The 20,739-nt window shown below is 57.9% G+C and carries 24 protein-coding genes, 1 tRNA gene and 1 pseudogene; 7 read left to right on the top strand and 19 right to left on the bottom strand.

Annotation, left to right across the window (positions count from 1 at the left end; all coding sequences use genetic code 11):
* Positions 1–108: 108 nt before the first annotated feature.
* On the bottom strand, positions 109–1,020 hold the full coding sequence (locus KQP88_RS24155) for a LysR family transcriptional regulator (protein WP_216704385.1): 912 nt from the start codon (positions 1,018–1,020) through the stop codon (positions 109–111).
* 106 nt (positions 1,021–1,126) lie between these two features.
* Here KQP88_RS24155 and KQP88_RS24150 point away from each other — a divergent pair, with 106 nt between their 5' ends.
* From KQP88_RS24150 to KQP88_RS24135, 4 genes are all read left to right on the top strand, one after another.
* Positions 1,127–2,473, top strand: a complete 1,347-nt coding sequence (locus KQP88_RS24150; protein ID WP_216704384.1) for an MFS transporter — start codon at positions 1,127–1,129, stop codon at positions 2,471–2,473.
* A 21-nt stretch (positions 2,474–2,494) separates the two neighbouring features.
* Complete coding sequence (locus KQP88_RS24145) at positions 2,495–3,769, top strand: glucarate dehydratase family protein (protein ID WP_216704383.1); 1,275 nt, start codon at positions 2,495–2,497, stop codon at positions 3,767–3,769.
* A gap of 157 nt (positions 3,770–3,926) precedes the next feature.
* The gene (locus KQP88_RS24140) at positions 3,927–4,256 is read left to right on the top strand and encodes a hypothetical protein (RefSeq protein WP_025262471.1); all 330 of its coding nucleotides are present in this window, start codon (positions 3,927–3,929) and stop codon (positions 4,254–4,256) included.
* A gap of 456 nt (positions 4,257–4,712) precedes the next feature.
* Complete coding sequence (locus tag KQP88_RS24135; protein WP_200993822.1) at positions 4,713–5,036, top strand: DUF6124 family protein; 324 nt, start codon at positions 4,713–4,715, stop codon at positions 5,034–5,036.
* Positions 5,037–5,368: 332 nt separating this feature from the next.
* Here the strand turns inward: KQP88_RS24135 and KQP88_RS24130 are convergent, their stop codons facing one another.
* From KQP88_RS24130 to KQP88_RS24105, 6 genes are all read right to left on the bottom strand, one after another.
* Complete coding sequence (locus KQP88_RS24130) at positions 5,369–6,586, bottom strand: methyltransferase (RefSeq protein ID WP_216704382.1); 1,218 nt, start codon at positions 6,584–6,586, stop codon at positions 5,369–5,371.
* A 51-nt stretch (positions 6,587–6,637) separates the two neighbouring features.
* Entirely contained in the window at positions 6,638–7,327 is a 690-nt protein-coding gene (locus tag KQP88_RS24125; protein ID WP_200993820.1) for an ABC transporter permease, read from the bottom strand.
* Positions 7,324–8,019, bottom strand: coding sequence for an ABC transporter permease (locus tag KQP88_RS24120; protein ID WP_025262468.1), 696 nt, complete (start codon positions 8,017–8,019; stop codon positions 7,324–7,326). The genes KQP88_RS24125 and KQP88_RS24120 overlap by 4 nt, the downstream gene beginning before the upstream one ends.
* 66 nt (positions 8,020–8,085) lie before the next feature.
* Positions 8,086–8,850 carry an ABC transporter substrate-binding protein gene (locus KQP88_RS24115; protein ID WP_216704381.1) on the bottom strand — a complete coding sequence of 255 codons (765 nt, stop codon included), beginning with the start codon at positions 8,848–8,850 and terminating at the stop codon, positions 8,086–8,088.
* A 13-nt stretch (positions 8,851–8,863) separates the two neighbouring features.
* A complete protein-coding gene (locus KQP88_RS24110) occupies positions 8,864–9,637 on the bottom strand; it encodes an ABC transporter ATP-binding protein (RefSeq protein WP_200993817.1) in 774 nt (257 codons plus the stop codon).
* 82 nt (positions 9,638–9,719) lie between these two features.
* Positions 9,720–10,103, bottom strand: a complete 384-nt coding sequence (locus KQP88_RS24105) for a hypothetical protein (RefSeq protein WP_216704380.1) — start codon at positions 10,101–10,103, stop codon at positions 9,720–9,722.
* A 62-nt stretch (positions 10,104–10,165) separates the two neighbouring features.
* On the opposite strand from KQP88_RS24105, the gene gabP reads away from it, so the two are divergent.
* The 3 genes from gabP to KQP88_RS24090 all read left to right on the top strand — a co-directional run bounded on the left by gabP (position 10,166) and on the right by KQP88_RS24090 (position 12,328).
* Positions 10,166–11,557 carry a GABA permease gene (gene gabP, locus KQP88_RS24100; protein WP_216704379.1) on the top strand — a complete coding sequence of 464 codons (1,392 nt, stop codon included), beginning with the start codon at positions 10,166–10,168 and terminating at the stop codon, positions 11,555–11,557.
* A 194-nt stretch (positions 11,558–11,751) separates the two neighbouring features.
* A complete protein-coding gene (locus KQP88_RS24095) occupies positions 11,752–12,021 on the top strand; it encodes a type II toxin-antitoxin system Phd/YefM family antitoxin (RefSeq protein WP_117167450.1) in 270 nt (89 codons plus the stop codon).
* Positions 11,990–12,328 carry a type II toxin-antitoxin system RelE family toxin gene (locus KQP88_RS24090; RefSeq protein WP_216704378.1) on the top strand — a complete coding sequence of 113 codons (339 nt, stop codon included), beginning with the start codon at positions 11,990–11,992 and terminating at the stop codon, positions 12,326–12,328. Before KQP88_RS24095 ends, KQP88_RS24090 begins: the two co-directional genes overlap by 32 nt.
* An 80-nt stretch (positions 12,329–12,408) precedes the next feature.
* Here the strand turns inward: KQP88_RS24090 and KQP88_RS25675 are convergent, their stop codons facing one another.
* The 12 genes and pseudogenes from KQP88_RS25675 to KQP88_RS24035 all read right to left on the bottom strand — a co-directional run bounded on the left by KQP88_RS25675 (position 12,409) and on the right by KQP88_RS24035 (position 20,592).
* Complete coding sequence (locus KQP88_RS25675; RefSeq protein WP_374011494.1) at positions 12,409–13,137, bottom strand: methyl-accepting chemotaxis protein; 729 nt, start codon at positions 13,135–13,137, stop codon at positions 12,409–12,411.
* 126 nt (positions 13,138–13,263) lie between these two features.
* Positions 13,264–14,019, bottom strand: a pseudogene (locus tag KQP88_RS25670) (MCP four helix bundle domain-containing protein); the annotation flags it as partial.
* 182 nt (positions 14,020–14,201) lie between these two features.
* Positions 14,202–14,687 carry a hypothetical protein gene (locus KQP88_RS24080; protein WP_200993814.1) on the bottom strand — a complete coding sequence of 162 codons (486 nt, stop codon included), beginning with the start codon at positions 14,685–14,687 and terminating at the stop codon, positions 14,202–14,204.
* A gap of 267 nt (positions 14,688–14,954) precedes the next feature.
* Positions 14,955–15,191 carry a hypothetical protein gene (locus KQP88_RS24075; RefSeq protein ID WP_200993813.1) on the bottom strand — a complete coding sequence of 79 codons (237 nt, stop codon included), beginning with the start codon at positions 15,189–15,191 and terminating at the stop codon, positions 14,955–14,957.
* Between the two features lie 29 nt (positions 15,192–15,220).
* Complete coding sequence (locus KQP88_RS24070; RefSeq protein ID WP_200993812.1) at positions 15,221–15,352, bottom strand: YHYH domain-containing protein; 132 nt, start codon at positions 15,350–15,352, stop codon at positions 15,221–15,223.
* Positions 15,353–15,549: 197 nt separating this feature from the next.
* Complete coding sequence (locus KQP88_RS24065) at positions 15,550–15,876, bottom strand: helix-turn-helix domain-containing protein (RefSeq protein WP_216704376.1); 327 nt, start codon at positions 15,874–15,876, stop codon at positions 15,550–15,552.
* A complete protein-coding gene (locus tag KQP88_RS24060; RefSeq protein WP_216704375.1) occupies positions 15,860–16,120 on the bottom strand; it encodes a type II toxin-antitoxin system RelE family toxin in 261 nt (86 codons plus the stop codon). Before KQP88_RS24060 ends, KQP88_RS24065 begins: the two co-directional genes overlap by 17 nt.
* A 214-nt stretch (positions 16,121–16,334) precedes the next feature.
* Positions 16,335–16,410 (bottom strand) — tRNA-Phe (locus KQP88_RS24055).
* A 102-nt stretch (positions 16,411–16,512) separates the two neighbouring features.
* The gene (locus KQP88_RS24050) at positions 16,513–16,785 is read right to left on the bottom strand and encodes an oxidative damage protection protein (protein ID WP_025262451.1); all 273 of its coding nucleotides are present in this window, start codon (positions 16,783–16,785) and stop codon (positions 16,513–16,515) included.
* On the bottom strand, positions 16,782–17,849 hold the full coding sequence (mutY, locus tag KQP88_RS24045; protein ID WP_025262450.1) for an A/G-specific adenine glycosylase: 1,068 nt from the start codon (positions 17,847–17,849) through the stop codon (positions 16,782–16,784). Before mutY ends, KQP88_RS24050 begins: the two co-directional genes overlap by 4 nt.
* Before the next feature lie 14 nt (positions 17,850–17,863).
* A complete protein-coding gene (locus KQP88_RS24040) occupies positions 17,864–20,089 on the bottom strand; it encodes an AsmA family protein (protein ID WP_216704374.1) in 2,226 nt (741 codons plus the stop codon).
* Positions 20,090–20,187: 98 nt separating this feature from the next.
* On the bottom strand, positions 20,188–20,592 hold the full coding sequence (locus tag KQP88_RS24035) for an acetyl-CoA sensor PanZ family protein (RefSeq protein ID WP_216704373.1): 405 nt from the start codon (positions 20,590–20,592) through the stop codon (positions 20,188–20,190).
* Positions 20,593–20,739 lie beyond the last annotated feature (147 nt).

Here is a 20,739-nt window from a genome sequence, read left to right as displayed (position 1 = left end):
ATCATGACTATCTAGATCAATAGCCATGTAACGAGGGTAATATCCTTATGCAACTAGCAGGAAAAGTAGCGGGGGCTATCCTATAATCCTCCGCCCGATACGTAAACCCTAATGGTTGCTGTCGCCCCAGCCTTCGCGCACGGCTTTTCTGATCCCTTCCAGCAGCATTGCAAACGCCGGATTGTCGTTGTTTTCGGTCCAGATCAGATGCAGTTCGCTCTGTACGCCTTCCCCCAGATCGATATCCCGAAACACCACGTTCCTGAAGACCACACTCGTTGCACAGCGTGGGACCAGTGCCAGCCCCATTCCCGCATTGACCAGCGCCAGTATGGTCAGTGACGAACCCAGCCATTGCACATATTCAGGGGCAACCCGTGCCGAGCGGAGCATGCCGGTCAGCAGCTCGTTGAATGGCGGATAGGCCGAGTGGGAGTACATCAGGAAGGGCTGCGCATCCAGATCCTGGACCGACACGGTTGGACTGCTGGCCAGCCGGTGATTGCCGGGCACGGCCAGCACGAAGGGTTCGCGCACCAGGCATTCGGTGGCATAGCCCGGTTCCAGCAGCGGGGTGCGCACGATGCCCAGGTCGATGCGACGACCGCGCAGTGCCTCGTGCTGCTGATAGGTGTTCATTTCCGACAGGTTGATTCTGACGTGTGGCTGCTTGAGCCGCGCTTCGGCGATGACCTTGGGCAGAAACTCATACACCGCACTGCCGACGAAGCTGATATTGACCGATCCGATATCGCCCTCGGCGAAGCGTCTGGCCGTGACGGCGGCCTGCTGCGCGCGCTCCAGCAGGTTCTGGGCCTCGACGAAAAAGGCGCGGCCGGCGGCCGTCAGGGCCACATTGCGCGTGTTGCGGGTAAACAGATCAACGCCCAGATGATGCTCCAGCAACTGGATCTGACGGCTAAGCGGCGGTTGAGTCATGTTCAGCCGTTCTGCGGCACGGCGGAAATTGAGTTCAGTCGCGACAGTGGTGAAGCAGCGCAGTTGAGTCAGCTCGAACATTGATCTAATCCGGGTATCAATGGAATGCCAAGTTAGATTAGACGGGAACAATCACCGCGTCCATGATCGGCTCGTCCCTACAAAAACAATGAACGGGAGTCGCATCTTGAAGAATCTCCAGAGTCCCTCCGACCCTGCCGTGCTTGCCCGGGCAGCGGCCAAAGTGAAGCGTCATGTGCTGCCGCTGTTCGTGGTGATGTTCATCGTCAACTACATCGACCGCGTGAACATCGGCTTCGTGCGCAGCCACCTGGAAACCGACCTGGGCATTGGTGCCGCGGCCTATGGGCTGGGTGCCGGGTTGTTCTTTGTCGGCTACGCGCTGTTCGAAGTGCCATCCAACATGTTGCTGCAACGCTACGGCGCTCGCGTCTGGCTGACGCGCATCATGTTCACATGGGGTGCGGCAGCCATGGCCATGGCGTTCGTGCGCGGGGAGACCAGTTTCTATGTACTGCGCTTCATCCTTGGCGCGGCCGAAGCCGGCTTTTTCCCTGGCATCATTTACTACTTCACCCAATGGCTGCCGTCTTCCGAACTCGGCAAGACCATGGCGGTTTTCCTCAGTGGTTCAGCCATCGCTTCGGTGATCTCCGGGCCGGTTTCCGGAGCACTGCTGCATATCACGGGGCTTGGCCTGCATGGCTGGCAGTGGATGTTTCTGATCGAAGGCTTTGCCTCCGTGTTGCTCTGCGGGTTCGTCTGGTTCTGGTTGCAGTCCCATCCGAGCGAAGCGAAATGGTTGAGTGAGGAAGAGAAAAGCGTCCTGATTGCAGCCATTGCCCAGGAGCAACGCGAGCGTGAGGCCGTGCAGGTCGCCAGGCCTTCGATGCTCAGGCTGCTGGCCGACCGGCAGATTGCGCTGTTCTGCTTCATCTACTTCTCCATCGCCCTGACCATCTACGGCGCGACCTTCTGGCTGCCCAGCATGATCAAGAAAATGGGCAATCTGGGTGACTTCCAGGTCGGCCTGTTCAACTCGGTGCCCTGGATCATTTCCATCGTGGCGATGTATGGCTTTGCGGCCATGGCCAGCAAATGGAAATTTCAGCAGGCCTGGGTTGCGCTGACGCTGGTCATCGCTTCGTTCGGCATGTTCATGTCGACCACCGGCGGCCCGGTCTTCGCTTTCGTGGCCATCTGTTTTGCCGCCATCGGCTTCAAGGCTGCATCTGCGCTGTTCTGGCCGATCCCGCAAAGCTATCTGGACGCTCGCATCGCCGCAGCGGTGATCGCGCTGATCAACTCCATCGGCAACCTGGGCGGTTTCGTCGCGCCTACGACCTTCGGGATTCTGGAGCAGACCACAGGCTCCATCGAGGGCGGTCTGTATGGCTTGGCGGCAACCTCGCTGCTGGCTGCCGTGGTGATCTTCTTTGCCCGCACAACGCCTGCCAATCGACGGGGCAAGCCTGTCGAAGCGGCAGTGCCTGGTCGCGCTGCAACACATTGATATCTGATCGGGAGCATTACCTTGAAAATCAAAAGAGTGACCGTGACCCCCATCGCCTTTCGCGATCCGCCGCTGCTCAATGCCAGTGGCATTCACGAACCCTTCGCGCTGCGCTCGATCATCGAGATCGAGAGCGACAACGGCTACATCGGCCTGGGCGAGAGCTATGGCGACGCAACGGCGCTGGCGATTCAGGAGCGTGTTAAGGATCAACTGATCGGCCTTGACCCGTTCAACCTCAACCAGTTGCGGGCCATCGTGCAGGCGACTGTGGCAGCCAACAAGACCGACAGCCTGGCCGGTGCGGAACTGGCGCCCGGTTCCCATGCCAGCAAGGCGGTGAGCAACGCTTACTCGGCTTTTGAAGTCGCGTTTCTGGACCTTCAGGCCCATTACCTGAACGTACCGCTGGTGGACCTGCTGGGTGGCGCGATTCGTGATGAGGTGCCGTTCAGTGCGTATCTGTTCTTCAAGTACGGGCAGCATATCGACTCGCCTTACAAGCCGGACAACTGGGGCGAAGCCCTCAACGAAGAGCAGATCGTGGCCCAGGCCCGGCGCATGATCGAGGCCTATGGTTTCAAGAGCATCAAGCTCAAGGCCGGCGCGCTGGAGCCCGAGCATGAGGTTGCCTGCATCAAGGCGCTGAAAAAGGCATTCCCCGGTTACCCGCTGCGCATCGACCCCAATGCCAACTGGTCGCTGGAAACTTCCATCCGCATGGCCGAATTGCTGGGCGATGACCTGCAATATTACGAAGATCCGACGCCGACGCTGGAAGGCATGTCCGAGCTGCACAAACGCACCGGACTGCCGCTGGCGACCAATATGGTGGTCACAGATTTCGATGAGTTCCGCCGTAGCGTTGCGCTGAACAGCGTGCAGATCGTTCTTGCCGACCACCATTACTGGGGCGGCCTGCGTGATACTCAGGCGCTGTCGAAAATGTGCCAGACCTTTGGCCTTGGCGTGTCCATGCATTCCAACTCACACCTGGGCATCAGCCTGATGGCCATGGCCCATGTCGCCGCTTCGGTCCCCAATCTGGATTACGCCTGCGACACCCATTACCCCTGGCAGGAACCGGATGAAGAAGTGATAAAAGGCGGCAAGCTGCCCATCGTCGACGGCTGCGTAAAAATCACCCGCGCTCCGGGCCTTGGGCTGGAGCTGGATTACGACCAGTTGGGCAAACTGCACGACCAATACCTGAGCTGCGGCATCCGCCAGCGCGATGACGTGAAACAGATGCAGCGTTACAAACCGGACTGGAAGACCGTCAAGCCAAGGTTTTGAGGCTTTCGCGAATGAATTCGCTTGTGTGGGAGCGAATTCATTCGCGAACCAGCGAAACACCTCAAAAACACCCATGAAAAGAAGCACATAGCTGGCCCTTTGATTTCTTTTTCGTTGGCAAACTCGCCTTCCTTTCAGAAGCTTGGGTGCTGGCGCTATGCGAAGTTTTGCATTGACCGTTGCGGTGTTTGTCCTGGCCGGCGTCTCGGTCGGGGTTCAGGCCAAGGAGTTGACCAAGAGCACTCGCTCTATATGCACATGGGGTTCGGGCATCGCCGCGGGGGCTCAGGAGTCGAAGCTTGCCGGGATTTCCCTCTACGGCGCACGCAACAAACTGCAGGCCCGCAAGTTTCCCCAACCCTGGATGCGCATGACCGCCATGGGCATTACGGAGCAGACCTACAAAAGCTCGTCACGCCTCAAACCAGCCGCGATCAAGCAGACCTACTACGAACAATGCGTCAAACATGAGTTGGCGCGCAGGTAAATTCTCGCAGCCCATTTCTTGATGGTGGCTGTGCGCAGGGCACTTTCGGGGGCGCCGATTCTTAGCTCGTCGGTCGACTAACCTTCGTACAGTTGCCTCCCTTAATCACCCCGCCTTGTGATGCTTTGCAATGTTTTTGGCCTGAGCTTGCAGGTCTGCTCCCTTTCTTTTGACAGACTTTTCCGAGAGAATCCCGGCCCGCTTGCGTCTCTCAATTTGTGCTTCTAGTCTGCGTCGGTCGCTGCTTATCAGTGATCGGGTTTAGTAGCCCAATGAGTTAAGGCGTAACACAACCGCACTCTGTCAGGCGTCTCATGCCTGCCTGTTATGGCGGCTGTGCGCTTGGCACCTCCGGGTGCGCCGGTTCTTAGCTCACCGGTCTACTAACTCGCGTACAGCTGCCACCCTTTCGTTTAGTAGCGATCTGTTGGCAGCTCCATATGGAGAGCTAAACGCATGGTCAAAATTACCCCTGATCCACCCCTCAATGATGCATCCACTGCACCGGTTTTCGATCAGTCAGTCGTCAAGCGTGCCTTGGCCTGTTATCTGCCGACAAGTCGTCCGCCAAAAGGAGATGACAAAGGTTTTGATTTCATGAGCCTTGAGGCGACGCTGCTGCATGCGATGGATTTTCTGCGATGTGCATCGGCAACGGTTTATGAGCTGGGAGATGATCTGAATGGTTCGCAGCGCGACCTGGCTTTTGCCGCCATGCATATGGCGGAAATGGCCAAGGTGATGGTGGAGCGATCACTGGAGTGTGTGGAAGCGAGTTGATGCACTATCTTTCGTGAGCAAGCTTCACTGTGGCCTGCATCCAGTTTTCGAGGTTAGCCCACACCGTGGGAGGGAGCTTGCTCGCGAAGGTCACAGCTTTTGAAAACACCCCGCCCCAGATCCTTTATGCACAACCCGTTCAGAATCAGAACGATTTTTGCGCCGATCCGTGCGGTTGTTTGCATTTTGCCGTGAAGCGCCGTTTTTCAAGGCTTCTGACCTGGGTGTCAGGAAAAAACAAGGCGCTTCAGTAACTGGCGCGCTAAGGTTTTAAAACGTTCGTCTGAATTTTCATCAACAGAGTTATCCACAGGATGTTCCGTTGATTTGGGTCATTGTTTTTGTGCCAGCACCAGCAGGTTGCGAGGGGTGAGCTGGCTGTCGCAGAAGGTCCCGACGCTGACGTTGTAGCCGTGTTCCTGAACGTACATGGCTCTATCCAGGACCAGCCATAATTCCAGAGGTCGACGGAACAGGTTGCGCACCAGCTCCAGGTTTCGAACTTCGGCCAGTCGTTGCCAGCCAGCGGCCTCTAGTTCAGCCCAGTCCTGCTGGCCGGGTGCTGGCAGGTCTTTCATCTCTGCCAGCTCGCGGCAGTAGTCGCTGTAGGGTTTTTCCAGCCAACTCACGGGCAATGAAGGTGTGGGCAGGTATTCATCGACGCCCCGCAACTGGCGTTGCAGCAGGTCAAACCCCAGGCGGCGAGCCATTGAGGTGTCGCGTTGACGGCGCACCCGAGCGCCCGCCGTGACGGTTTCGCTCATTGGCAGGCCCAGTTCGTCCCGGGACAGCTTCAAGGCGGAGCTGCGGCCTTCGCTGGAAAGTGCCTGATACTCGTCGAACCGCGTACGGTTGTAACAGCACGGGGCAATGGCCATTTGTATGCAGCCTGTCTGGCTGGCGACCTGCATCAATTGCACATGCAGATCGCCGCAGGCGTGCAGGGCGACGGGGGTGTGTTCGGGCTTGAGGTGGCGCCAGGTGTCATCGGCCATGACATCCTGCTGCAGATGCTCCGCATCGATGTGTTGCCGGGCGCTGAGTTTACGACCGGCTTCGATCAGGGCCGGGTCGCGTTCAAGGCAGGTCAGTTTCTGCCCGCTGAGTGTCAGGCGACGTCCCAGATGTCCTTTGCCCGAACACCAGTCGAGCCAGTGAGTAGCGCTTTGCCGGGCTTGCAGGTGGCTGGCAAAGGCCTCGATCTGCTGCCATTTGCGCCCCGGCACATCGACGCTCTGGCGGGGTTCCACAGGTTCGAGTGGATAGGCAGGCAGCTCGCAGAGATGCCCAAGTTCATAGGCTTCATCCGCCAGTTGTGCGAAGGGGTAGGGCGCGTCGAGACGTTCGGGGTGGTTGTGCGCAGCTTCGGCCTCATCCAGCGTGCGCAGTCGCAGCCACTGGGCCAGTGTCGGATAACGTTGCTCCCACGGCATGTGCAGGTGCGTGAAAGGCTTGGGTCGCCACAGCGCCTGATGCGCGAACAGAAAACTGTCCAGCGCCCGAAAGCGGCTGCGAATGTGTTCATCCTGCAAGCAAGTATCAGAAGGCATGATGGTGACCGGGTGTGAGGGCTGACTCTGTAAAAGCCAGCCCCCTTCATATCAGCGCCCTTGGCTGGCGTCTACGCGTAATATCCGTTCCAGCAATCTGAACCCTTGTACCAGCACATACGCCATTGCCAGATAGAACATGCCCGCCGCGAAGAAAATCTCCACCGGCAGGTAGGTGCGGGCAATGATGGTGCGCGCCATGCCGGTCAGTTCCAGCAGCGTGACCGTACTGGCCAGGGCGCTGGCCTTGAGCATCAGAATCACTTCGTTGCTGTAGGCGGGAAGGCCGATGCGGGCTGCGCGAGGCAGGATGATGTAGAACAGCGCTTTCCACTTGGACATGCCCAGCGCCCGCGCAGCCTCTACCTCTCCCACCGGAACGGCCTGGATTGCACCACGCAGGATCTCGGCAATGTAGGCAGCGGTATGCAGGGTCATGGTGATGACGGCACACCAGAACGGGTCGCGCAGGTACGGCCACAGTGGCCCTTTGCGTACCGCTTCGAACTGCGCCAGTCCGTAATAGACCAGAAACAGTTGCACCAGCAGTGGTGTGCCGCGAAAGAAGAAGATGTAGGCGTAAGGCAGTGCACGTACGTACAGATGTTTCGACGAGCGGGCGATACCCAGCGGGATGGCGATGATCAGACCGGCGGTAACCGCAATTGCCACCAGTTCCAGGGTCAGGGTCGCGCCCTGAGCCAGTTTCGGCAGCCACTTGATGATGACTTCCCAGTTCATGACGCGCTCCTCACGAAGCCGCGAGCGGCACGTTTTTCCAGAAAGTGCATGCCGATCATGGCCAGAATGGTCAGGGCCAGGTACATGAAGGCGGCGACCAGATAGAACACGAAGGCGTCCTTGGTGACGCTGACGGCAATCTGCGAATGCCGCATGATTTCTTCAAGGCCGATGACCGAAACCAGCGCGGTGTCTTTCATCAGGATCATGAACAGGTTGCCCAGGCCCGGCAGCGCGATGCGCCACATCTGCGGCAGGATCAGTTTGAACAGAATGCGCGAACGCGACATGCCCAGCGCCAGACCGGCTTCGCGATGGCCTTTGGGAATGGCCAGGATGGCACCGCGAAAGACTTCGGTCGCATAGGCGCCAAAGCACAGGCCCAGGGCAATGACGCCCGCAGCAAAGGCGTTGAGCTCAAGGTCGGGAATGCCGAGCATTTCGCCCAGGGCGCGCATGCCGTTGACGGTGCCGAAGTAGATCAGCAACACCCAGAGCAATTCAGGAATACCGCGCACCAGCGTCGAGTAAGTACCGCCCAGCCATTGCAGTGGCTTGTAAGGCGAGGTTTTGGCCAGGGCGCCGAGCAACCCCAGTATCAGCCCCAGACACAGGGCCGAGAGGGCAAGCTGAACAGTCATCAGCGCACCAGCCGCAAGGGCCGGGCCGAATCCTTGGAGGTCAATATTCATGGGCAGGCTTTGCTAGGGACGGACCGTCACGCCTTCAGGAAAGACGTAACGGCCACGTCAGGCAGATCAGAGAATGCTGAACGGGAAGTACTTGTCGTTGATCTTCTTGTAGGTGCCGTCAGCGATGATTTCTTTCAGAGCGTCATTGAGCCTTTCGCGCAGCGGGTCGCCCTTGCGCACGGCAATGCCGATCTTGTCGTTCTGCTCGACGGGATCACCCTTGAACTCGAAGTTCTTGCCGGCGTCGCTTTTCAGCCACTCATAGCTGACGTATTTGTCGGCCAGCAGGGCGTCGACACGACCGGAAGCCAGGTCGAGGTAGGCGTTTTCCTGAGTGTCGTAGAGTTTGATGGTCACGCTGTCGCCCAGCTTGTCTTCAAGCCAGGTGCCGGACAGTGTGGCGCGCTGGGCACCGATGATCTTGCCGTTGAGCGATGCCTTGGCGGCTTCGACGGTTTCGGTGTTGATCTGCGAGTCTTTCGGCGCGATGAACTGCAGCTTGTTGGAGTAGTACGGATCGGTGAAATCCACAGCCTGCTTGCGCTCGTCGGTGATCGACAGCGACGAGATCAGGAAGTCGAACTTTCTGGAGTTGAGTGCCGGAATGATGCCGTCCCAGTCGGAAGTGACGACCGAGCACTCGGCTTTCATCTTGGCGCACAGGGCCTGGCCGATTTCGTAGTCGAAACCGACGACCTGCCCGCTGGCGTCCTTGTTGTTGAACGGCGGGTAAGCGGCTTCGATGCCCATTTTCAGGGTTTCAGCAAAAGCACTGCTGCTGATTGCCACAGTGGCAGCGGCTGCCAGCAGGAACTTCTTGTACATCTGCATGGGGGTTGCTCCGTTAGCGATTGCTCGACATGAATTGTTTACACCTTACCGACAGCGGGTTCTCGAATACTTGCTGTGGTGTGCCTTGTTCTTCGACCTGTCCCTGATGCAAAAAGACGACTTCACTGGAAACTTGTCGCGCAAAACTCATTTCGTGGGTCACCAGCAGCATAGTCCGGCCTTCTTCGGCCAGTGCGCGAATGACGTTGAGCACTTCCTGGACCATTTCCGGGTCCAGCGCGGAGGTCGGCTCATCGAACAGAATCACTTTAGGCTGCATGGCCAGAGTGCGTGCGATGGCGGCGCGTTGCTGCTGGCCACCGGAAAGCTGTGCGGGGTAGGCATGGCGTTTGTCGGCGATGCCGACCTTGGCCAGCAGCGCTTCAGCGACTTCGATGGCTTCGGCCTTGCTCTGGCCCAGCACCCGGCGCGGAGCTTCGATGATGTTGTCGAGCACGCTCATGTGCGGCCACAGATTGAAGTTCTGGAACACAAAACCGATCTCGCTGCGCATGCGATTGATCTGTTTATTGTCCGCTGCGACCAGCTCGCCATTCTTGGCGGCCTTGAGCTTCAGTTCTTCACCCGCCACCAGGATCTGACCCTGATGAGGGTTTTCCAGCAGGTTGATGCAGCGAAGCAGTGTGGACTTGCCTGAACCGGATGAACCCAGGATCGAGATCACATCACCGTCACGAGCGGTCAGCGAGATGCCTTTGAGCACGTCCAGCTTTCCGTAGCGCTTGTGCAGATTGCGGATTTCCAGGGCGGGCGTGGCCTCGGCCATGTGGGGACCTCATATATTTTGTGCGCCCTTCGACCGGGGCGAGCGCCAAGCTAGCACAGGGCTTGAAGGACAACCAACAGCGTCAGGTCTGGCGGGCAGGGTTACGCGATGGGTGTCGCATCATCGCAGCAGACTGTCGCCGCAAGGCAAGCGATGCGTCTGTTTGATGCCTGTTTGCCAGCCTGAATGCGCGAAAAAGGCGCGATGTTGCCAGCTTTGGCCGGGTGTTGGAAGGGGCTTTTGCACTGCCTTGCACCATATGCGGGCTTAATCGATTCAGGGTGTGTGTTTTCGGTGCATTGATGTGAGTGAGTCGTGAGGTGTTCGGTAACAAAACCTGCAGGCCACAGAACGAATTCTTTCTTTCACTTCCATGCTTGCGGGGCTGCAAGCCTTGTGTTCCAGGCACGACGTCGTTTTTGAAATATTTTGGCGCACTTTTTGCGTCAAGAATAAAGAACGGCACCGTTGCTTTCTTTTTACGAGGGGTTTCGGTGTGTATCGCTCGTCTTGCAAAAGGTGGTTTTCATGAGCAGTACCGCTAACTCTTCCGAGCTCGAACAGGGGCTGAAACCTCGGCACATCACGATGCTGTCGATTGCCGGTGTGATCGGCGCAGGTTTGTTTGTAGGTTCAGGCCATGCGATTGCCGAAGCCGGCCCAGCCGTGCTTCTCGCCTATGCCGCAGCCGGTACGCTGGTTGTTCTGGTGATGCGCATGCTGGCCGAAATGGCTGTGGCCTCGCCCGATACCGGTTCGTTTTCCACATACGCCGACCGTGCTATCGGGCACTGGGCCGGTTTCACCATCGGCTGGTTGTACTGGTGGTTCTGGGTGCTGGTGATCCCGCTGGAGGCCAACGCCGCTGCGACCATCCTGCATGCCTGGTTTCCCGACGTGGCGATCTGGGTGTTCACTCTGGTGATTACGCTGCTGCTGACGGCTACCAACCTGTTCAGCGTCAAGAACTACGGCGAGTTCGAGTTCTGGTTCGCGCTGATCAAGGTCGTGGCGATCATTGCTTTCGTGGTGCTGGGTGTTGTGGCGATCTTCGGTCTGTTGCCGACCAGCAATGTCAGCGGTGTCAGCCACTTGTTCGATACCCAGGGTTTTATGCCTAACGGCCTGGGCGCGGTCCTGGCAGCAATGTTGACCACCATGTTCTCCTTCATGGGGACCGAGATCGTGACCATCGCGGCTGCCGAATCGAAGAACCCGGGCAAGCAGATCACCAAGGCCACCAACTCGGTGATCTGGCGGATCTTCCTGTTCTATCTGGTTTCGATCTTTATCGTCGTGTCGCTGGTGCCATGGAACGACAGTCGTCTGGCTGAAGTGGGCTCCTATCAGACGGTGCTGGATGCGATGGGGATTCCCAACGCCAAGCTGATCGTGGACCTGGTGGTTCTGGTTGCCGTGACCAGTTGCCTGAACTCCGCGCTTTACACTGCTTCGCGCATGCTGTTCTCCCTGGGCAAGCGTGGCGATGCACCGGCAGTGTCCACACGCGTCAGCAAGAGCGGCACGCCTCACTGGGCTGTAATGCTGTCGACCGCAGCGGCCTTCCTGACGGTATTCGCCAACTATTTCGCTCCGGCCGCAGTGTTCGATTTCCTGCTCGCCAGCTCAGGCGCAATTGCCTTGCTGGTGTATCTGGTCATCGCCGTCTCCCAACTGCGCATGCGTCAGAAGCGTACTGCCAAGGGCGAAGCCATCGACTTCAAGATGTGGCTGTTCCCATGGCTGACCTGGGCGGTGATTTTCTTCATCGTGGCCGTGTTGACGGTGATGCTGGTCCAGCAAGACCATCGCGTAGAAATCATCGCCACCGGTCTGCTCAGCGTGCTGGTCATCGCGGCAGGCCTGCTGGTGTCTCGCCGCCGCAAGGCTTCACGGGTCGGGTCTGCTGCTTTGAGTTGAGCCGTTGATCGCGAATGAGCGGAGCGCCGCCCGATTCGCACTTGCAGCCGTAAGCAAAAAATAGCGCATGACCCTGAACGGTCGTTCTCGATAAATGAGAACGGCCGTTTTTTGTGTATATTTAAATATGCTTTTTAAAGTACTTTTTTAGGCACCATTATGTGACTCGGCCTTGGGTCGACAGGAGAAAAACAATGGCATACGCACTGCTGGCGGAAGTCGCTGCGTCTGTGACTGACCTCAAGAAAGATCCCATGGGGACGTATCGTGAAAGCAATGGCGACCCGATGGTGATCCTTAATCGTAATGAGCCTGCTTTCTACATTCTTTCGCCAGAACGATATGAAGAGCTTCTCGATCTGCTCGATGACGCTGCGCTTGCCCGCAAGATCAAAGAGCGCAGAGGTGGCCGCACTGTGAAGGTAGATATAAATGACCTCATCGCCGAGGCAGAGAAGCGATAAGTCGGTCCCTCATACCGCAGGAACTTACACGCTTGAGTTTTTGATAGATGCCAAAAAAGAATACGACGACCTGGACAAGACAGTTCAGCTTCAGCTACTGAAAAAACTGCGGTCACGATTGCTGGAGCCCAAGGTTCAGGCTGACAAGCTGCGAGATATGCCTGGGTGTTACAAGATCAAGCTGCGAGCCAGTGGCATCAGACTGGTTTACGAGGTCATAGATGCCAGGCTTGTTGTCTTGGTGATTGCAGTCGGTCGACGTGACAATGAGGTCGTCTATCACGCGGCCAGAAAAAGAATCAATTGATGGTATTCAAAGCAGTGCATTTGCATTGAGTGCGCGGCCTGTTCGTGGATGAGCGGGTGTGATCCGCTCATCCGCACGCATCACAACTTGAACTGACGCAAGGTGGTGTTCAGTTCTGTAGCCAGTGTCGCCAGGGCATGGCTTGCGTTGTTCGTCTCATCCGCTCTTACGGCTGATTGTGCGGAAAGGTCGCGGATGCGTACCAGGTTGCGGTCCACTTCGCGGGCGACCTGTGCCTGCTCTTCTGATGCGCTGGCGATTACGGTGTTGCGATCGTCGATCACCATCACCGAGCTGGCAATGATCGCCAGTGCTGCGTTAGCGGATTCAGCCTGGCCTTTGGTGCGTTGAGCCTGCTCGGTACTGATTTCCAGCGCCGACACCGTATTTTTGGTGCCTTGTTGGATATGGCCGATCATGGATTCGATTTCCTGAGTCGACTCATTGGTTCTGTGTGCCAGCGCCCGAACCTCGTCGGCGACGACGGCGAAGCCTCGGCCTGCATCGCCGGCGCGAGCAGCTTCGATTGCGGCGTTGAGGGCCAGCAGGTTGGTCTGTTCGGATACCGAGCGAATCACTTCCAGAACCTTGCTGATTTCCAGTGTACGACTTGCCAGTTGCTGCGCTTGCTCTGATGCGCTGCTGACATTGCGGGTCAGTTCAGTGATGGAATTGACGGTCTGCTTGAGCTCTTCCTGCCCTTGTTGTGCCGAGCGTGACGATGATTTCGATTCTTCCGATGTCGACACTGCGCTGCGCGCAACCTCGTCAACCGCCTGGCTCATCTCGGTCACGGCAGTGGCTGCCATTTCGATTTCACTGTTCTGGGTGACCAGGTCGGCGTTGCTGCTGGCCATCAGACTGCTCATCTGGCTGGTGGCGGACGATAGCTGCTGTGCCGCGTCGTCGACCTGATTCAGGGTGGCCTGCAGGTTTTTGCGCATGCGCTCCATCGATTGCAGCAGCAAGGCGACTTCGTCGACGCCGCGACTGTCCACATCGAGCGGACGCAGATCTCCCGACGCAAAAACTTCCGAGGCTTTGAGGGCCTGGTTGATGGGAGCGGCAAGGCTCTGGGTCAGGCGCCAGGCTAGAGCAACAGTTGCCAGCACCGCCAGGATCATGACCGAAATGGAAATGGTCTTGGCATTTTCATACGCTGCCGTCGCACTTGCGCTGGACTCTGCTTCTGCGTCGTCGTTGACCTTTTCCAGTCTGGAGAGCGCAGCGGTCATGGCTTCGGCACTCTTTGGCATGTCCACCCTGATGACCTGGCGAGCAGCGTCCGGCTGGTTATCCCTGATGAGCTTGTAGGCTTGCCCGGCGCCGTCGGCGTAGGACTTGTAAGTGGACTCGATACTGGCGATCAGGTTTTGCTCGGCATCAGTATTGATGAGTGGCTTATAGGCTTTGACCGCGTTGTAGAACTTGTCCTCTTCCTTCAGCAGATCGTTATACGCCTGCTCGATCTCTGTCGGGCTTCTCGAGATCATTCTGAGGATGGCGATGCGGGTATTGGCAAATGCCAGGGTGATGTCGTCGCCCAGTGCAATTCCGGGCATCGAGTCGTTTTCAATTTCCAGGCCTTCTGAGCGAATGTTGCTCATTTGCTGGATATTGAAAATGCCGAGCCCCACAACCAAGGCAACCATAAACGTGAAACAGGCCAGGGTACGCTTGGCAATTTTCATGTTTCTCAAATACATACCCGCTCCCGAGTTCATCCGATGTACTGCGTTAAGGAGCGCCTGAACAGGCGCGTATGCAGATGTATCGGGTTTTCGGGTAGAAGCTTAAGCCTGCTTTAGATGAAACCTGCTGTTTAGAGCGCTCTTGTCGTTATTGTGGGGGGCATGACGCTTTTGTGTCATTTTCAACGGTGCCCTTTTGAGTCTCGCATCATCAGCAACTCGGAGGCCTTTCTGTAATCAGTCTGGAACGCCGGGCTGCCGATCCATTCGAAGGCGGCGTCTTCGTCTTCATCGTGGTACAGGGCGCGGTAGCTGATGAGCAGGCTCATCATGAAGTCGGTGGCCTGTTCTTCCTCTTCTTCGCTGATAACCAGTGCCAGAACCGGGTATTGCAGGAAGACCGCGCACAGCGCCAGCAGGCTGATGGCTTCGGCAGCCTTCATGGCCTCGAACAGGTCTTCGTAGTCGGCCGGGTCGAAACCGTTTTCGACGATGTCCTGGAAGTCGAAGGTGTTCAGATCGATTTGCACGTCGTCGAACGGCTGATTCACGAGGGCTGAAGCGAATACCGGGTGAACGACATTTTGTGTCGCCTTGCCCGAGCGGTTCTGCTTGGCTTTGATCTTCGCGCGCTTTGCGCGTTTTTGCTGTTTGTCTGGCGAGGCCATGAGCGGGTCCTTTGGCAGGCGATAAGGGCAATGGTCGACATTGAACCCCAGACGGTCTGAATAACCAAGGGCGTGGACATGTCTGATGAGGTCTGCCGGGTTGCCTTGAAGGCTGGCATGCGCTGTGAATCGGGATGCTGGAGGGGCGGGCTGTGGCGATTGTCAGCCCTGAAAACGGCAAGGGTTACAGGTGAGTGGCCGGTGAGCGAATTCGGTTCCATCGCCATGGAAAATTAATTTCCGGTGACTGCCTTCAGCTCCATGTGTTCAAGAACGAGCCTGTACCAGCCTGCCCAGTGACACCTCATTTGTCACCGCTTGCAGCTTCTCTTCCCCGGCCTGCATCACGCTGCATATGCGCAGCACGGCCTGGGCGTCCGGCTCATTGCCTGAAGTACTAAGCCGCTCCGCAATACGCATCAGCTCAACCGCCGACCATTTCAGATCGGAGGCGATGCCTTGCAGGTCGCGACGCAGGTCCTGGTTGGGTTTGTTCAAAGGCATACTGGTCTCCGTCAGGGCTACGCCCGCAGTCAATGACAATGCCGGGTGCCGGCCTTCTTGTCGTTATGACAGCCTTGCTTGTCGGTCCGGCCGCCGTGTGCGATTGCAGAAAGAGAGGTTGCAGCGAGAAGTGCTGCGAGGAGGAAGGTGGTGAACTTCATGACAGATCCTTCTGCTGATAAATCCCTGAGTTCGCATCGCCTGAGCGGGTGGGCTGGCTGTTTGATGTTGCTCGAATATAGCAAAGGCTTGTTGGGGTGGGCAGAAATTATTGAGCGGGATTTGCGCTGGGAGCAGCAGTGGGGTAGGGATGTTTCTGTGGGCATCCTAGAGCGCAGGGCCAGGCTTGTCCGATAGCCTACAGCTCCAACTGATCCGCCCTGATTCCGAATGCAGCTGCAATTTTCTCGCGTGTGGCCTTGCGTGGCTTGGCGACTGTTTCTTGCTGGGCGTAGGCTGGTTGGCTGATATTCATGCGCCTGGCCACCTCTTCTTGAGTGAGGTTCAGGTGCTCACGCCAGGCGCGAATAGGGGAGGCCCCATCGACGATGCGGCTGACCACTTCGTGTGGGATCAGATTCGTGTCGCGGTGATGTTGTGCAACGTATTGTTCGTAAGGAATCACCACAAAGGCCGGTTTGCCATCCGGTCCATTGATGATTTGAACGTCAGTAGGTGCGTTCATCGCGTTTTTTAACCTCTTGAATGCTGACTATCCTGATTGCTCCATCCCAGTCGAACAGAACGCGATAATTGCCTGCCCGCAGCCTATACCCGTATTCGTGTTGGTTCAGGGCCTTGACGTTGGTGACGTCCGGCATGGTGCTGAGGGTGGTCACCGCATCGCGAATCTGAATTTGATGCCGGGAATGCAGTTTCAGGAGCTGCTTAACGGCTTTTCTGGTCCAGTTGATCGTGTTTACAGGCAAAATATAGGTCTTTTATAAGTAATGCACGGATTTTTACTTATAAATCTATAGGCTTACAACGTTTGAGATTTATCCTGATGTTTCTGCAAAGGTATTGAGCACCTATGGCGGCGGGGATGTTTGCAGCTTGAGGTTAAATCCCGGACAACAAAAAACCCGCACTAGGCGGGTTTCTGTTTTTCAGATGGCTTTGACACCACCTGAATCTAATTAGTGGTGCCCAGAGACGGAATCGAACCGCCGACACGGGGATTTTCAATCCCCTGCTCTACCGACTGAGCTATCTGGGCAACGGGGCGCATTAGACGTGTTTTTCAGGAGGTCGTCAAGCGTCATGTTGAAAAAAATTTGAATTATTACCGACGCTTACGACCTTCATTGCTGGAAACGCTTTATTTCTCGGGGGGAACGTAGCCTTCGGCCTTGGCGTATTCCTCGCCGGAAAGGAACTTGTCCATCTCGGTCTGGAGGAATTTCCGGTCTTCGGCGTTCATCATGTTCAGGCGACGTTCGTTGATGAGCAGGGTCTGGTGTTTCTGCCAGTCGGCCCAGGCTTTCTGCGAGACGTTGTTGAAAATGTCTTCGCCCTTGGCACCCGGATACGGAGCGCGTTCCAGGCCGGGCAGTTCTTCTTTGTATTTGCGGCACATTACGGTGCGGGTCATGACGACTCTCCTGCATTCAATACGTCGGCCGCGCGTTTGAGCAGCTTTTTCACCGGGGCGGCGAGGCCCAGGCGCGGCGGGGTGGCGAGGTTATACCAGAGCCAGTCGGCTTCGGCCACGTGATGGGCAGACTCCTGGACCTGTACCAGCCAGGGTTCGATGCTCAGCTGGAAATGGCTGAAGGTGTGGACCAGTCCCGGCAGTTCGTGATGCTGGCCCAGCTCCAGGGAGTGTTGCAGCGCCAGGTCTTTGAGGTCGTTGAAGTCATCCAGCTCCGGCAGGCTCCACAGACCGCCCCACAGACCGCTGGAAGGGCGACGATAAAGCAGGATCGCGCCGTCGCGGTTGGCGAGCATCGGCATGAGGGTGCGCTTCTGCGGGACGGTCTTGCGGGGCTTGGGAATCGGGTAGCGGGTTTCCAGGCCCAGCAGGTGCGCTTCGCAGCCACGCTCCAGCGGGCACAGCAGGCAACTGGGTTTGCTGCGGGTGCAGAGCGTGGCGCCCAGATCCATCATCGCCTGGGTGTAGTTGTTCACACGGCTGTGGGGCGTGAAGCGCTCGGCGGTGGCCCAAAGCTGCCTGGCGACCTTGGGCTCGCCCGGGTAGCCTTCCTGCGCGGTGTAGCGGGCAAGGACGCGCTTGACGTTGCCGTCGAGAATTGGCGCTCGAATGCCCATGCTCAGGCTGGCAATGGCGCCCGCCGTCGACAGACCGATGCCGGGCAGCAGGGTGAGTTGTTCCACGTCACGAGGAAACTCACCGCCGTGATCGGCAACCACTATCTTTGCCGTCTTCTGCAGGTTGCGGGCGCGGGTGTAGTAACCCAGCCCGGTCCACAGATGCAGCACTTCGTCTTCCGGCGCTTCAGCCAGGGCCTGCACGGTGGGCAACGCCTCCATGAAGCGGTCGAAGTAGTTCAGTACCGTGCTGACCTGGGTCTGTTGCAGCATGATTTCCGACACCCACACCCGGTACGGGGTAATGCCTTGTTGCCATGGCAGATCGTGTCTGCCATGACGGTCGTACCAGTTCAGTACTGCCTGGGAGAATTGCTCGGGTTGCATTGCAGAATCGGCTCTCATCGTTTGAACAGGTTCTTGAGGGCGTCCTTGAGTTCCGGATTGACCTTGTCACCGAGCTTCTCATCCAGCTTTTCTTCGAGCTTCTCGCTGATCCGGTCGCCAGCGAGCTTCGCCGCGATCTGGCCGATGCCTTCCTTGTCCATACGGCACGCCTTGGCACCCAGTTCAAGCGGGCCTCGGCACTGGACTGGCCACTCGATGCCCACATAACGCGGGTTGACCTCGCAGGCCGGGTCCGGCATGTCGCTCTTGTCGCCTTCGATGATGATGCCCAGGCGATAGTTCATGCCCAGCACGCGCAGGTCGACATCGCCGTTACCGTTGACGGTCAGGCCCGGGATGCGAGCCTTGAGGTCAGGGTTGCTGGCCACGCCATTGCGGATGGTCAGGTTGCCGTTGAGCTGCTGGAAGGGCGTGTCCTTGCCGCGAGGTTCGCCACTGAGCGTCTTGCGGTTGAGGGTCGAGATGCCCTGGCACAGTTGCTGTTCAAGGTTGGCGTTGACCAGCACGCCATTGTTGAGCACAAAACTGGCCGTGCCGTTGAGGCTGTCGACGAGGGCTTTTTCGCTGTTGCCCTTGGCGGTCAGGTCGCTGTTGAGGTTCAGCAGGCCTTTGACCGGTGGTGTCTGCCCCTGGCTTTGCAGGAGACGCTCGACCGGAACCCGGTTGACCTTGGCCTGCACGCTGGCCAGAGGAATGTCCTGGCGGGCGTCGAGGTTGCTCTTGATGTCGAAGTTGCCGTTGTAGAGGTCGCCGCGCAGGCTTTCGACGCTGATGACGCCGTTCTGTGCCTGGGTGGTGAGCACGGCATTGTCGATGGGCAGTTTGTCGAGGGTCAGTTTGCCGAAGTTCAGGTCGGCCTGGACGTCGAGGGTGCGCAGACGCTCAAGAGGCAGCAGCTTGGCTGTGCTCCAGGCGGCCTTGGTAGGCTGGTCCGGCAGCGGCGTGTTGCCAGCGAGGGCGGCGGCTTCACCGCTTTGCACTTCGGACTGACGCGCCGCCTTGGCACCTTTGCTTTCTTCGCTCTCGGCCGGTAGGTAACGATCGGCATTGAAAGTGTCGGCCTTGAGTTGCAGACGCAGTGCCTGCTTGGCGAAGTCGTCAATGGCGACGCGGCCTGTGAAGGTGCTGTCATCGACCTTGAGGTTCAGCTCTTCGAGCGCGAGGCTGTTCGGCGTACCGTTCAGGCGGGTGACCATTTCGACCTTGCTCAGCGCGCCGTCGGCCATGGCAGGCAGCGGGTGGCCGATATTGTCGAAGAAGGTGCGCACATCGAGTTGGGCGATGGACAGGCCGCCGCTGATCTGCGGAGTCTTGTCCAGGTCGCGGGCACGCAGTTCGCCAAGAGCGCGCAACTGGTTGGCGGAAATCTTGAGGCTGTTCCATTCCGCGATGTTGGCGGCAAGGTCGACCAGCAACTGGCCCTGAGCGGCGAAGGTCACGGTCTTGCCCTGCAAGGGTTCGCCAGCCGCTTCGCCCGACAGGCGCATGTCTTCGAATTGATAGCGCTTGAGGGCGCGGTCCAGTCGCACGTCGCCTACCAGTTCGGTCCTGATGCGCACAACCGGCTGGTTGGTGCTGAGGAACGCGGTAAGTTTGACCGGGATGTCCGAGGCTTCGCGGATGGCGCCGGTGCTCAATTGAATGCTTTCGGCAGTGAGGGTCCGGCCTTTGCGGGCATCGCTGTACTCGACCCGGGCGTTATTGACCGTCAGGCTGTCGATATCCAGCTTGACGGGGCGCGAGGGTTTGTCCGCTGGCGGCACAGGCGTTGTGCCCGAAGGCTGCTCGGGTGTCGGCGTGGCAGCAGTGGCGGTGGCCGGCTTGCCGATGTCTTCCCAGTTGCCATGGCCGTTTTCATCGCGGTTGAGGCGCAGGTTCAAGCCTTCTACCCGCACATCGCTCATCTGGACTTCGCGACGCAACAGCGGCAGTACACGAACCGATAACCCGAGCATCTGCAGGTCGGCAAATGGCGCCGTGGGCGCGCTCAGGTTGGCGACGCTGGCGTCATGCAACTCAAGGCCCAGCCAGGGAAACAGGCTCCAGCCGATGTCGCCGTTGAGCGTCAGCTCGACGTTTGCCTTTTCGCGTGCCAGTTGGCGAATCTCGTCTTTGTAGTCGTTGGGATCAAACAGATGGGTCAAGGCGAAGCCGAGAGCCACGATGATCAGCAACAACCCGAGAATAAACAGTCCCAGGATTTTGCCGAACGCTTTCATGGGCGAGTCCTTGTTATCGATCGTTCAAAAAATAGCCCACGAGTATACCGCTCTAACGAGTGTCGGGGGCTTTGGATGCCTTGGGCTGCTGCGCGGGGTCAGATGCTTGCGATTTCCAGCGGCACGTCGAGCTTGGCCGCAAGGGCCAGGACTTCAGGAAGCTCGGCGGTTGTCTGCAAGCGTAGTTCGCAACCTGCATCGCGGGCCGATTTCTGTGCATGGGCCACCAGTCGCTCTGCAACACCGCGCCGACGGGTGAGGGCGCGCACGCAAAGATGTGACAGCCGCCAGATATCACCGGTCTGCTCCAGGCGTGCAGCGCCCAGCAGCCGGTCATTGAAGCGTCCCGCCAGAAGTGTTCCGTCACTCAGGCTCATTTCAATCAATTGCGCCGCATCGCTGAAGGGGGCAAACAGCCATTGCGGTGCGTCGCGATATATCTTTTGCAGATCTTCCTGATCCTGATAAGTGGGGGAATTAATAATCCCAACTAAGACCGGCATTGTATTTCCTCTGTCTGCAATTGATTGTGTCTATTACTTCATAGATGGCGTGGATTGGGTAAGTAATTAATTGATGTAACAAGATACTTACGGCCCTTGGTAAGTGTTAGTCTCTCGCCATCGCTGGTAAGGTGCGGCCTTTTGCCA

It is taken from the genome of Pseudomonas lijiangensis, assembly GCF_018968705.1.
GTDB classification, from domain to species: domain Bacteria; phylum Pseudomonadota; class Gammaproteobacteria; order Pseudomonadales; family Pseudomonadaceae; genus Aquipseudomonas; species Aquipseudomonas lijiangensis.
This window is presented reverse-complemented; position numbering and strand designations above follow the sequence as displayed.